This is a genomic window from Pseudalkalibacillus sp. A8 (assembly GCF_045920555.1).
In the GTDB taxonomy this organism is placed as follows: Bacteria; Bacillota; Bacilli; order Bacillales; family Fictibacillaceae; genus Pseudalkalibacillus.
In genome coordinates this window covers 1,555,963-1,568,672 of record NZ_CP174509.1, presented here as the reverse complement: position 1 = coordinate 1,568,672, position 12,710 = coordinate 1,555,963, and the positions used below count along the sequence as shown (strand labels likewise).

General features: G+C 37.3%; 9 protein-coding genes and 1 pseudogene. 5 read left to right on the top strand and 5 right to left on the bottom strand.

Going from position 1 to position 12,710, the window contains the following annotated elements; genetic code table 11:
• Positions 1-16 precede the first annotated feature (16 nt).
• The 4 genes and pseudogenes from ACJROX_RS08135 to ACJROX_RS08120 all read right to left on the bottom strand — a co-directional run bounded on the left by ACJROX_RS08135 (position 17) and on the right by ACJROX_RS08120 (position 6,279).
• Positions 17-1,441 carry a sucrose-specific PTS transporter subunit IIBC gene (locus tag ACJROX_RS08135; protein WP_408010246.1) on the bottom strand — a complete coding sequence of 475 codons (1,425 nt, stop codon included), beginning with the start codon at positions 1,439-1,441 and terminating at the stop codon, positions 17-19.
• A gap of 118 nt (positions 1,442-1,559) precedes the next feature.
• Complete coding sequence (locus tag ACJROX_RS08130; protein WP_408010245.1) at positions 1,560-2,540, bottom strand: LacI family DNA-binding transcriptional regulator; 981 nt, start codon at positions 2,538-2,540, stop codon at positions 1,560-1,562.
• Between the two features lie 580 nt (positions 2,541-3,120).
• Positions 3,121-4,148, bottom strand: a pseudogene (locus ACJROX_RS08125) (IS110 family transposase).
• A gap of 577 nt (positions 4,149-4,725) precedes the next feature.
• Positions 4,726-6,279, bottom strand: coding sequence for a malate:quinone oxidoreductase (locus ACJROX_RS08120; protein ID WP_408010244.1), 1,554 nt, complete (start codon positions 6,277-6,279; stop codon positions 4,726-4,728).
• A 397-nt stretch (positions 6,280-6,676) separates the two neighbouring features.
• On the opposite strand from ACJROX_RS08120, the gene ACJROX_RS08115 reads away from it, so the two are divergent.
• The 5 genes from ACJROX_RS08115 to ACJROX_RS08095 all read left to right on the top strand — a co-directional run bounded on the left by ACJROX_RS08115 (position 6,677) and on the right by ACJROX_RS08095 (position 11,932).
• Complete coding sequence (locus ACJROX_RS08115; RefSeq protein WP_408010243.1) at positions 6,677-8,197, top strand: spore germination protein; 1,521 nt, start codon at positions 6,677-6,679, stop codon at positions 8,195-8,197.
• Positions 8,190-9,275, top strand: a complete 1,086-nt coding sequence (locus tag ACJROX_RS08110) for a Ger(x)C family spore germination protein (RefSeq protein WP_408010242.1) — start codon at positions 8,190-8,192, stop codon at positions 9,273-9,275. Before ACJROX_RS08115 ends, ACJROX_RS08110 begins: the two co-directional genes overlap by 8 nt.
• A gap of 393 nt (positions 9,276-9,668) precedes the next feature.
• Positions 9,669-9,998, top strand: coding sequence for a 2Fe-2S iron-sulfur cluster-binding protein (locus ACJROX_RS08105; protein WP_408010241.1), 330 nt, complete (start codon positions 9,669-9,671; stop codon positions 9,996-9,998).
• A gap of 205 nt (positions 9,999-10,203) precedes the next feature.
• Positions 10,204-10,695: a CBO0543 family protein gene (locus tag ACJROX_RS08100; RefSeq protein WP_408010240.1), complete on the top strand. Its 492-nt coding sequence runs from the start codon at positions 10,204-10,206 to the stop codon at positions 10,693-10,695.
• Positions 10,696-10,825: 130 nt separating this feature from the next.
• Positions 10,826-11,932, top strand: coding sequence for a GerAB/ArcD/ProY family transporter (locus ACJROX_RS08095; protein ID WP_408010239.1), 1,107 nt, complete (start codon positions 10,826-10,828; stop codon positions 11,930-11,932).
• A gap of 48 nt (positions 11,933-11,980) precedes the next feature.
• Here the strand turns inward: ACJROX_RS08095 and wrbA are convergent, their stop codons facing one another.
• Positions 11,981-12,592 (bottom strand): NAD(P)H:quinone oxidoreductase, encoded by a 612-nt coding sequence (gene wrbA, locus ACJROX_RS08090; RefSeq protein ID WP_408010237.1) that lies wholly within the window; start codon positions 12,590-12,592, stop codon positions 11,981-11,983.
• Positions 12,593-12,710 lie beyond the last annotated feature (118 nt).

The window sequence follows — 12,710 nt, the reverse complement described above, 5'->3', positions numbered from 1 at the left end:
AAAATTTATGATGATGCTAACCTTGTTTTTTAGCAGGTCGTTTCGACAAAATCATTGTTATGATAAACGCTATTGTAAATGAAATGATCATACCTATAATGTAAAAAGTAATTGTGCCAGTTTTTATTGAGATAATACCTGGAAGACCTGCAGCACCTAAAGCGATTGCTTTTACTTTAAAAAGAGCAATGAAGCCTGAACCAGCCGCTGCTCCGCAGATCGCCCCAATAAATGGGTAACGGAGCTTTAAGTTCACTCCAAACATGGCAGGCTCTGTAATACCTAATAAAGCTGAAATCCCTGCTGCGGATGCAATTCCTTTTACTTTTGCATCCCGTGTAATAAGCAATACGGCAAGAGTTGCTGCGCCTTGCGCTACATTTGACATTGCAGCAACAGGGAAAATGAATGAGCCTCCTGTTTTTGCTAGATCTGCCAGCAACTGTGTTTCAACTGCTATAAAGCTATGGTGCATACCTGTAATAACTATTGGTGCATAAGCTAAACCAAATATTGCCGCTCCGATAAATCCAGTTGTATCATATAACCAAATCAATCCGTCTGATAAAAGATTACCAGCTGTTCTAGTAACTGGTCCTACTAAAGTAAAAGTTAATAAGCCTGTAATAAAAATAGATAAGAGCGGTGTTAATAGATTATCTAATGAAGATGGTGTAACTTTTCGTAAATTTGTCTCAATTTTTGCTAATATATATGAAGCTACTAAAACTGGTAAAACTGTGCCCTGGTAACCAATCATGGCAATATCAAAGCCAAAAATACTCCAATATGGAATTTCTCCGTTAGTTAATGCTTCCCCGTATCCCCAGCCATTTAATAGATCTGGGTGGACCATTAACATCCCAAGCGTTGCGCCTAAATAAGGATTTCCGCCAAAGCGCTGTGTTGCAGAAAATCCGATTAATATTGGCAAGAATACAAAGGCAGCGTTTGCAAATGTATTAATAAGAGCTGCCAAATCTGCCATCTCTGGATTTGCTTCAACAATTGACATGTTATCAATGAATAAATCTGGAGCTGTTAAAAGATTATAGATACCCATTAACAAACCGCCAGCAACAATTGCCGGAATAATCGGCACAAAAATATCGGATAGCATTTTTACGAAACGTTGGAGGGGATTCATTTTCTTTGTACCAGCGCTACTCACTTCTTTTGTGGACATTTCCTCCATTCCAATTAGTTTGGAAAGCTCATTATATACATTGTTTACGATTCCTGATCCCAAAATAATCTGGTACTGTCCGCCAGTTGAAAATGTCCCTTTAACTATGTCCATTTCCTCTAACTTTGCTTGATTCACTTTTTCTTCATCATTTAAAACAAGACGAAGTCTTGTTGCACAATGGGCCGCAGCTGAAATATTTTCTTTCCCGCCAATTGCTTCTAGAATTTCTCGTGCATGTAGTGGATAATCCATAAATTTCACCCTTTACTATTTATTGGATGGAACCGGTTCCATTTTTGCTAAAAAATGATACCGCTTCCATTTGGATAAAAACAGGAATGGAACCGGTTCCGATTAAAGTATATAAGTTCTAGTTAAGTTTGTCAACACTATCTCTTATTATTAGCTCAAAATTTGAAACAGTCACTTTTTCAATCTCTTCATTATTTATTAATTTTACAATATTTTTAGCGGCAAGTATTCCAGCTTCTTTATAGAAAAAATTTGCAGTTGTAATACTGGGATGAATAATTTCAGTAACCTCATAGCCACCAAATCCTGTTATTGATAAATCCTTCGGGATTTTTAAGCCTCTCATTTGTGCTGCCTTTAATACACCAAGGGCAATATTATCTGTTGCACAAACAAAGATCGAAGGTTTGTATGTTTCGAATATAGCTGGAAACTTTTTAATTGCTTCCGTAAGCTTGAAGCTGGTTTCAAAATAGTGAACCTCGCATTCATTGTCATACCGAACAGCTTTTTGGAAACCTCGTTTTCGTTTAACGCCAACTGCTATATCTTCTTCTGTAACTCCAAGATAAGCAATCTTTTTATGTCCTTGGCTTATAACATATTTGCCAATTTCATATCCTGCATGCTCATCATTATGTATAACACTATAGAAATGATGATTTTGCTGTCCTACTAACAAAACAGGTACGTTAATTTTATCAAATGCCTCCAAATGGCGATCTGTGATTTGTGTCGCCAATAAAATAATTCCGGCAATTTTTTGATTTGCTAAACTGTAAATACTCTCAACTTCCCGGTTCAAATCCTGACTTGTATTTGAGATCAGCAGTTGATAATTATTTTCTCTTAAATGTTCGTCTATGCCGATTAATGTCTGAGATGTCGCATAGGAATTCAGCCTAGGAACAATTGTACCGACTATAGACGTCTTCTTTGCTTTTAAACTTCGAGCAAACGTATTTGGCACATAACCTGTTTCTTTTATGACTTGTTCTATTTTTAATTTCGTATTTTCACTAACAGATCCGCCGTTTAAGTACCTTGAAACTGTACTTTTCGCTACCCCTGCCAGTTTTGCAATTTCTGCAATCGTCATCTTATTTACAACTCCAACTTTTCATTTCTTGTTAACAAGTATACACGAAATATGTTACTTAAATAATTGAGGATTTGCAAAATAAGCATACGTAAAGAAAGTACCCCTCATGGACTCAAACTTTGGTTGTTATATGCCTTTAGGTATGTATCTCCTTAATCCCCTATAAAAAAGGCCATATTTGCAGAATTTATGTTCATTCGTTTTTTTAAGTAACCACCTGAACTTCATTCGATATCCCTAGGGCTGAAGCCAATAACACAAGGGCATTCAATAGGAGTGGGTTGAGACTTTTTCTATTCCTCGAACATGCAGACCATCCGCTGTCAGTTGCGTTTTTACCTGAGAAAAACAACGTTTGACACTTGTTCGTTCCTTATAAAACTGGCTTTTTGGTGGAATAACTTAGGAGTTCAATAAATACCCTTTAAACCCCTTCTTTACTCAACAATACCAGCTAATAAGAGGTCAATAGCTAAGGTAAAATTCTTTTTATAAACATGATACAATAAAAAATAACATGCTAAATAACCTCCCTAATGCTAATGGAAGGTTATGGAAATATGTTTATGTGTTAACCTTATACAAAGGTTTCTTTACGTTTAAGCATATAATATAACCAATGGATGAGTTTGTTCATGCAGGCTCCCATAACGACCTTGTGGGGTTTCCCCTCTTCTCGCTTCCTTTGGTAATAAGCGATTGATGAAAGCGATCGATTTCCCCAACTTCAGACAGGATTGTTGCCGCAATCTTGTCCCCGATTCCTGGGATTGATCGTATTAAATCATATTCATACAATTCTTGAGCCTGGGCATCTATCTCTTCCTTTAATACAGATAGATGCTTTTGGTATTCCAACAGAAGATGAATGTACATCTGTAAACTGATGATTTGGCTTTGGTAGAGCGTCCGTTGAAATGGATCCTGCCTGGCTGCCTCTTTCAACTGTTCAGCCTTCGTCATTGCCCACGCATAAGACCTCGTATGACAGTGCGTTTTAATACGTTCTCCTAATGTCACGCTATCCTCAGCCAAAACCTTTTCTGGTGTAGGAAAATCCAAAAGGAGCGTCAACGAAACCCTTGAATAGATATGTCCAAACACCTTTTTGTACTCAGGAAATAGCTGGTCTAATACGGTTTGAAACTTTAATTTCACTTGGACATAAGAGTCCGTTAACGCATCATGTTGTCTTGTTAGATGACGTAGGTTTAAGGTTTGAACACTTTTTCTCTGATAAGGTTCTAAATCTTCTTTATAGTACAACTCACATAAATGAGCCGCATCCAAAGCATCTGTTTTGACCTTTCTCATCCCCGTTTGCTTTGCCCCATGAGATACAATGGGATTCACGAGATAATACACGATATCATGCTTATCAAAGTACTGTGTCACAGGTTCATGATAATGCCCTGTCGATTCTAAAATCACCGTAGGTGATTGACGTCCTTCTCTTTCTACTTCTTTGTAAAAAGCGTGGAATTGCATAAATCCATCCGTATTATGCTTAAATTTAAAGCTCTTTTTATAAGGCTTCTTTCTTTGTAAATACGCCTGAATCTGGCTTTCTTCTTTCGCTACATCCAGACCGATGACTGGATTCATTCTCCTATCACTCCCATAAACGATTCATTTCGCCGGTGCCTCTATCTCTCTTGTAGTTTCATATCTTCGCTTGTTATACGAGATCATTCCCAAAGGGAACGTCCCAACCAGCCTCACACATGTTTCTACAAGTAGAGGGGAACAGTTTTGTGGACGGGATCAGTTAAGTCCCACTGGCCCTTTCGTTCTCCTCCGGCTACCCCTATTAAACCATGAAAAATGCCAACCAGAAATGACTGGTTGACCTTATAATACGATATGGCCCTTTTGTGGATTAAATATGGTAACCTCTTATTCATGATAACTGCCCGATTGTTGAATAACATCTTTGACTTCGGGCGCACATACACAGTAAAATATTTTTCTAGTTTCCTTTAGTATTCGTATACAAAATCGCATAGCAAATTATATGTAATTCACAGCCCCTACAATTTTTAATTCTTGCCCTGTGAATTGAGGTGTGAATTTGAGCGTGTTGTTGTGATTATCCTTATATAACAAAAACGCATATGATTCGTGTGTGAATCACATGCGTTTCAATGTGAATTGTACTATCTGTACTCCAAAACAGCACCTGTTAACTATAGACCGGCTCTTTTTCACTTAGACCAAGCGTCCGGGCTGTTGAAGCATGGAGTTCGTCCAGAAGCTCAGGGTTTTCCATCAGTGAAACACCATAAGAAGGGATCATTTCTTTGATTTTCAATTCCCACTCTTTCACATGTTGCGGGAAGCATTTATTGATCACTTCGAGCATAACGTGAACGGCAGTAGATGCACCCGGAGAAGCGCCTAACAATGCTGCGATCGAGCCATCAGCTGCAGTGATGACTTCCGTACCGAATTGAAGCGTTCCTTTACCACCAGTTTCAGTATCTTTGATAACTTGTACACGTTGGCCCGCTACGACTAAATCCCAATCCTCGCTTTTCGCGTCCGGGATGAACTCCCGTATAGATTCCATGCGCTTTTCTTTCGACAACATGACTTGCTCGATAAGGTATTTTGTCAATGACATTTCTTTTACACCAGCTGCCAACATCGTCAGAACATTATTCGGCTTTACAGAAGTCAACAGATCAAGATTTGAACCTTTTTTCAAAAACTTCGGTGAGAAACCGGCAAAAGGTCCGAACAACAACGATTTTTCGTTGTTGATATATCTTGTGTCAAGATGCGGAACAGACATAGGAGGAGCACCAACCGGAGCTTTCCCGTATACTTTTGCATGATGCTGGGCTACTACCTCCGGATTGTTGCATACCATGAATAGTCCGCTTACCGGAAATCCACCAATGCCTTTCCCTTCAGGAATATCGGATTTTTGCAGGAGATGCAAGCTTCCTCCCCCGCCGCCGATAAAGACGAATTTTGCCGTTTGACGAACGACTTTACCGCTGTCGCCATTCCGCACTTTCAATTCCCACGAGCCATCGCTCGTACGTTTAATATCCTCTACACTATGTTTATAGTTTATATCGACGTCTTTACTCTTCAAATGGTCAAACAACTTGCGTGTCAAAGCACCAAAATTGACATCCGTTCCAGAGTCGATTTTTGTCGCCGCTATAGGTTCATTCAATTTACGGCCTTCCATGATGAGCGGCAGCCATTCAATCAATTGTTCAGGGTCATCAGAAAATTCCATCCCTTTAAACAAAGGATTGTTTGACATCGCTTCACAACGTTTCTTTAAAAACGTTACATTCTTTTCCCCTTGCACTAAACTCATATGAGGCAATGGCATGATGAAGTCCTGGGGATTGTTGATCAGCTTTCTGTTTACAAGATAAGACCAGAATTGTCTTGAAAGCTGAAACTGTTCATTGATTTTTATCGCTTTGCTGATATCTATGGATCCGTCCGGTTTTTCGTTTGTATAATTAAGCTCGCACAGTGCAGCATGTCCTGTTCCAGCATTGTTCCATTCGTTAGAGCTTTCTTCTCCTGTTTTATCAAGCTTCTCAAACACTGTAATTTTCCAGTCCGGTACTAATTCTTTCAGGAGTGACCCTAAAGTTGCACTCATGATCCCAGCACCAATCAAAATCACATCTGTTTCAGTTCTTCGGTTGCTCATTTTTACCATCCTTACTCTGAAATTTACAGAAAAGAAGTAGGTGTATCTCAATTTAACCCTATTATAGGGTAATGATAATCATGTAATAAGTTCTACTATTCTCTTATTATTATATACTATTTAAGGCTGGTAAAAAAGGGACAATCCATCTACAGACCTATGAACACACAAAACCCAAAGCAACTACACCTGCCCTTACCTTCAAAAGGTAATCTCCCCCTCATTATTTTTTTATTTTCGATGTCACTTATTCATCCTGCATCTATAAGTAATAAAGGGTGTTCACATTGTTTACACAATCGACCATGCAAAGAAAAATCACCTGGGAAGGATGTGCAAATCTAAGTGTGATGTCCGTATAAAGGAACAAGAGCAGGGAATCGTATTCTTATACATACTTGTGATGCTTCGAATCATAAATTGTTAAATATTATAAAAAGGTGAGGATATGCCAGGATTTATTAAAAAACCTTTCAAAAAAAAGGATCTTCAGAGTCAACCAAATTCAAAAAACCTAAACGAAATTTTCCAACAAGCCAGCAAATCAAGTGACTTTCATCAATTTTCTCCTATTGAAAAAAATCAGAATAAAATTCTAATCAGTTATTATAAATCGATGGTAGATGCAGAGAAGATCAATCGACTTCTCCTCCCAGCCATTCAAAAGAACGCTGGAAAAATCACAGGGTTTGATGATCTGAAAAATTTCGTACCGTTCGATGATGTCGATGTTACAAATGATGCAACAGAGATTGAAAAGCGTCTTATGAAGGGCTATGTCATTATCCAGTTAGGAGATTTAGAAAAACACTATTTTACCGTAAATATTGAAAACACTAATCTCGGCTTTCGTGAGAATAATGACACAGAAAATGAATTCAGTGTAGTCGGGCCAAAGGTCGGCTTTGTGGAAAACATCGATATCAATGTCCATCTATTAAGAAAACAATTTGCAACCTCCGAATTAGTATTTGAAGAAATAACAATGGGGTCTATGTCAAAAACAAAGGTACTTATATGTTATTTGGAGGGAATCACCAATCCACAACACATCCAAACCATCCGACAACGTCTGAAAAATATAGATTTCGATGTTATTTTCGACAGCTCTCAAATTGATCAAATGATATCCGATAGTTCCAATACGCCTTTCCCTATGTTTTTATCTACAGAGCGTATTGACCGGGTAACTTATGCTGTTATAAGTGGACAAGTTGCTATCTTGACGAATGGATCACCGTATGTCGTAACAGGACCGTCCACCTTGATGGATTTTTTTATTTCTCCTGAAGATTATTATCTTCCATGGCTAGTGGGATCTTTCTTTCGAATTATACGTATTATGAGTGTAGTTTTCTCCATCTTCGCCACCCCCTTATATATTGCCGTATTAACGTTTCATTATGAAGTCATACCGGAAGATTTACTTGGACCTCTCATCTACTCAAGGGCTAATGTTCCGTTCCCCCCAATATTAGAGGTCATTTTCTTAGAGATTACAATTGAATTGTTACGAGAAGCAGGTGCCCGTTTACCGACAAAAATCGGTCAGACGCTAGGCATTGTCGGGGGGATTGTGATCGGGCAGGCAGCTGTGGAAGCAGCCCTGACGAGTAATGTATTACTTATTATTGTTGCCCTATCAGCGCTTGCGTCTTTTACAACGCCTATCTTCAAGATGTCGAATACAGTCCGTCTTCTACGCTTTCCCTTTATTCTGCTTGCAGCCTTTTGGGGCGGCTTTGGAATCATTATTGGATTTATTGTACTCTTAGGCCATTTATTAAGCCTAAAATCATTAGGTACCCCATATTTGGTTCCTCTTTATCCTTTGAGAATAAAAGGTTTTGGTGACAGTTTTTTACGTTTGCCATACCAATATACCACGACTCGTGCCAGACATTTAAAACCGCTCTCGTTAAAAAGATATACACCATCTCAAGACAAGGAGGATCTAAATGATGAGTAGTCGAACAGGGAAAATTATAATCATCTTGTCCAGCTTCTGTTTACTATTCATTCTTTTGATGGGATGTAATCGAGGAAGGGTTGTTGATGATTTACAGATTCTTTCCATAATGGGTTTTGGCCTAGAAGATGAAGCATATAAAGGTACGGCTCTTTATTCGGATTATACTGAACAAAAACAAGGGAAAATTCATCTTTTACATGGGCAGGCAAAAAATACGAGGATCATTCTAGAGGAAATAAACCAACAATCCCCTAAACCAATTGAAGTCGGTAAATTACATATGCTGATATTCAGCAGAAATTTAGCGGAAGATGGCATAGCACATTTTATCAAGACAATTTGTAGAGATCCTTTAATAAACAGTAATTTGATTGTTGCTGTTTCAGATGAACCAGTAGAAAATATTATGACAAAAGAGGGGAGTGAGTCCCTACCCGATTTGTTACAAAATAACTTCAAATCAGGGAATGTGCCATTTTCCAATCTGCATCTGCTTTTATATGATTACTATGGTGAAGGAAGGGATGTATCCATTCCTTTTATAAATTTAAACCAAAATGGGAAAGTTGAAGTTAACAGATATGCTATTTTCAAAAAAGACAGGTTGTCATTAGTATTAAATCAAAAAGAAATGATTCTTTATAAAATATTAAAAGGAGAGTCGATGAAGGGCCAAATGGAAGTTGAAGTAAGGAAAGGACCGCAAAAAGGCCTAACTGTACTAAAAAGTCTTTCGGGAAAGAAAATTGAAACAATTTACCAATCAGGACAAAAAATAAAATATAGGATTACTTTAGATGGAATGGTCAAAGAGTATCCTGAATGGTTGAATCTACGAAAAAAAGAAGACGTCAAGATATTAACGAAGGAATTAGAAAAAAATTTAATGAAGGATCTTTCAAATCTTTTGTCAACATTCCAAGATCACGGGGTTGACCCCCTAGGTGCCGGGGATCTAGTAAGAACACATAGCAAAAGATGGAATGAAGCAGAATTTTATGAAAACATATATCAACAGATTGAATTTGATATTGACCTTAGAATTCAATTACAAACATCGGGAATCGGAGAATAGGAATCAAGTGTTGAAAACAGTTTATTGATAGAGGGTATTTTTTAAAATCAAGTATCCTTAAAGTAGTTATAAACTATTTTAAACAGGACTCTGTAACAGAGTAAAATGAAGGTGGTGATGTCAACCATCACCTATTATCTAGCAATATTGCTTCTGTTTGAGGTATAGTGAGCCCCAAATGCCAGCAGCCCACCTACTGCTAAAAGTAGTATAAATACAGAATTTGCTTATTAATCTGGAAAATTAATCATTCATACAAACAAAACAAATGAAGCAAAATATTAAAGGTAAAATCAAAAAATGAATGGATTTCGAGTCAAAGAATTCTGTTACTTTTCAGACATTATTCATTTTTGTTATTATTATCAAAATGTTTTTCGCAGGAGGTCAAAAATGCCAAAAGTAACGGTTCCGGGTCGAGGGACTTTTGAAGTCGAAAGAGGAAAAAAGTTAGTACTAGCATTAGAAGATAACGGTATAGATGTGCTCCATCGTTGCGGAGGGAAGGCTAGATGTACGACCTGCAGGGTGGAGATATTGGCAGGCGAGTTTTGTGATGTATCCAATAGTGAAAAAGAAGCGTTTTCGAATAAAGGAATGGAAGCAATTGAGGATCATTTGCGTTTATCCTGTCAAATTCGTGTAAACGAGGACGTGGCCGTTTGCCCGATCATGACAGTAGGAAACTCCGGGATGGATGCCGGTCCAAGACCAGCAGAGTAAACCGACTCGGTTCTTAACTGGACATAAGTCTGACCAAGAGGCACAGCCCCTGTTTTTTGGATCAACGTATTTAGTTTTTAGATAACCCCCAAAATCAACGTATATTGACCCATCAGGCAATAACTCCTCAAGTAAGGATATTGTGCATACCCCCTTTTCGTTTGTACAAACTAACAACAGCCTAGTAAAGAAAGGACGTATATCTATGGAAAGGTTAATGTTAAGAGTACTGTTCGCTTTATGTATTACTTCCTTACCTTTTTTGTTTAGAAAACCGAATTTAAAAACTTGGATTATTGTATTCTTCTCTAAAGGAGTCTTATCCACATTAGTTGATAATTACGTCGTAAATACTGGACGAGTGAAATATCCAGTCCGTGTATTCCCTAATATTTTCAAAACAAATATTCTATATGATTTATTATTTTTCCCACTCCTAAGTATAATCTGGGTGCAAATTACCTACAATGCCAAACCTCTTACTATTTTGTTGAGAAGTCTTTACTTTAGTATACCGATGTCCATCATGCAATGGTTGTTAGAAAAATTTACAAGACTATTTAAATGGAGAAATTGGACAGCGCTTCATACATTTATTTCAGTGAACTTTACACTTTTCACGATTAGAGGATTAGTAGCGCTCATAAAAAGGTTTGAAACGGTATCTAGCCAAAAAGAAAAATGTGCAAGTGAATAAATATTGAAAAGCTATAGAAAGATTTACGTAAAAAATCTATTTAGTTGAAAACAGTGAGAAGACCCGAACAACTACTCTGGAGTATAACTCAAACCAATTAGTATTATCCTTAAGAATCAGGTGTTGAAATATGAGCAAACAAGTAAAGGAAAGTTTAACCGTTTCTCCGTTTTTTTTATTTTTCCTGATTCATGGGACACAGACTGGTATCGGAATGCTGAGTTTTCAAAGTAAATTAATAATTGGAGCAGAACAAGACGCGTGGATTTCCCTCTTAATAGTTGGATTAAGTTTTCATCTGCTCATTGTGATGATCTATTTTCTATTAAAAAATTCCAATAATGGAGATATCATATCCTTACATCAACAATTGTTTGGAAAATGGTTAGGGAATTTTTTATCTTTTTGTATCTATGGATATACAATTATAATTGTATCCACTGTAATAAGATCATATGTAGAAATCTTACAAGTATGGGTTTTTCAGCATATCCATCTATGGGAGTTATCACTACTTATCGTCTTGGTGGTTACATATATTGTTTCAAGGGGATTTCGTGTAGTTACGGGTATTTGTTTTTGGAGTATTTTTCTACCAAGTCTATTGCTTCTAAGCCTTTACTTTCCTTTGAAATTTGCTAACTGGAATAATTTACTCCCTTTTTTCAGTCATAGCATAAGTGACTATATCGTTTCATCGAAACAAACAATTACCCACTTCCTGGGGCCCGAATATTTGTTGATTTATTTTCCATTTATTAAGAATAATCATCGGTCACAGAAATGGGCACATTTTGCCATCGTCTACACAACCATCATATATATGATAATTATGATCGTCTCATTGCTATATTTTAATGTTGGCCAATTGGAGGCTACACTATGGCCAACTTTGATATTTTCAAAAATTATTCAATTGCCTTTAATCGAACGATTCGAGTATATTTATATATTTACATGGCTTTTGGTCATTTTATCTACATGTTGTGTGTGTTTGTGGAGTGGGACGAGGATCTTGAGGATTACAGTTGACCTTAAACCTAAAACCTCATTATGGATTTCAAGCATCATCATTTTCATCATTGCGATTAATTTAAGAAATAAAAGCAGCATTGAATTCATTGAATCATTACTTTCGACCATCGGCTCAATTTTTGTGTATTGTTACATACCACTATTATTTATTTGGCTAAACATCTATATCTTTCTCAAGAAAAAGAAAAAATCAGCAAAATAAGAGCCAATCGTTTTGATTGGCTCTACCTATATTTATTGGTACTTTTTATTATTGATTTCCATTTTTCACCCATTCCGCAACTGTAACAGTACGTTTGGCTTGATGCTTGACAGCTCCCTCAACATCATCGACCATTTTACCATTTTGATCGACTGTTACGCTTGTTCCATATGGATTTCCACCTGCACCAAACAGTACCGGATCCGTATAACCAGGTGCGGCAATAATAGCACCCCAGTGCATCATAGAAGTATATAATGATAACAATGTAGCTTCCTGACCACCGTGTGGATTTTGCGCAGAGGTCATGGCACTTACAACCTTGTTTATTGTCTTACCGTTCGCCCAAAGGCCACCTTGAATATCAAGGAATTGTTTCATTTGTGACGGCACGTTTCCAAAACGTGTTGGGACACTGAATATAATAGCATCTGCCCATTCGATATCATCAGATGTCGCTACTGGAACGTCTTTTGTGGCTTCTACAGTCGACTTCCACGCCTCATTCCTCTCAATGATTGATTCTGGTGCTAATTCTTCTACTTTTAATACTTTTACATCAGCCCCAGCTTCTCTTGCTCCTTCTTCAGCCCATTTTGCCAATTGAAAGTTTGTTCCACCCATGCTATAAAAAATTACTGCTAATTTGACGTTTGACATAGTTTCCATCTCCTTTGTTGATTTCCCAAATATTTTTTCTAAAAAACCCAAATAATACACCTCCTAAGTTTAATTATTGATATCCTATAAGAACCACCTCCATTGAAAATTAATGGCT

Excerpts from the sequence above, each read along its gene's own strand:
- ACJROX_RS08095 (WP_408010239.1), top strand. The coding sequence starts at position 10,826 with ATGAGCAAACAAGTAAAGGAAAGTTTAACCGTTTCTCCGTTTTTTTTA.
- ACJROX_RS08115 (WP_408010243.1), top strand. The coding sequence starts at position 6,677 with ATGCCAGGATTTATTAAAAAACCTTTCAAAAAAAAGGATCTTCAGAGT.
- ACJROX_RS08105 (WP_408010241.1), top strand. The coding sequence starts at position 9,669 with ATGCCAAAAGTAACGGTTCCGGGTCGAGGGACTTTTGAAGTCGAAAGA.
- ACJROX_RS08100 (WP_408010240.1), top strand. The coding sequence starts at position 10,204 with ATGGAAAGGTTAATGTTAAGAGTACTGTTCGCTTTATGTATTACTTCC.
- wrbA (WP_408010237.1), bottom strand. The coding sequence starts at position 12,592 with ATGTCAAACGTCAAATTAGCAGTAATTTTTTATAGCATGGGTGGAACA.
- ACJROX_RS08130 (WP_408010245.1), bottom strand. The coding sequence starts at position 2,540 with ATGACGATTGCAGAAATTGCAAAACTGGCAGGGGTAGCGAAAAGTACA.
- ACJROX_RS08135 (WP_408010246.1), bottom strand. The coding sequence starts at position 1,441 with ATGGATTATCCACTACATGCACGAGAAATTCTAGAAGCAATTGGCGGG.
- ACJROX_RS08110 (WP_408010242.1), top strand. The coding sequence starts at position 8,190 with ATGAGTAGTCGAACAGGGAAAATTATAATCATCTTGTCCAGCTTCTGT.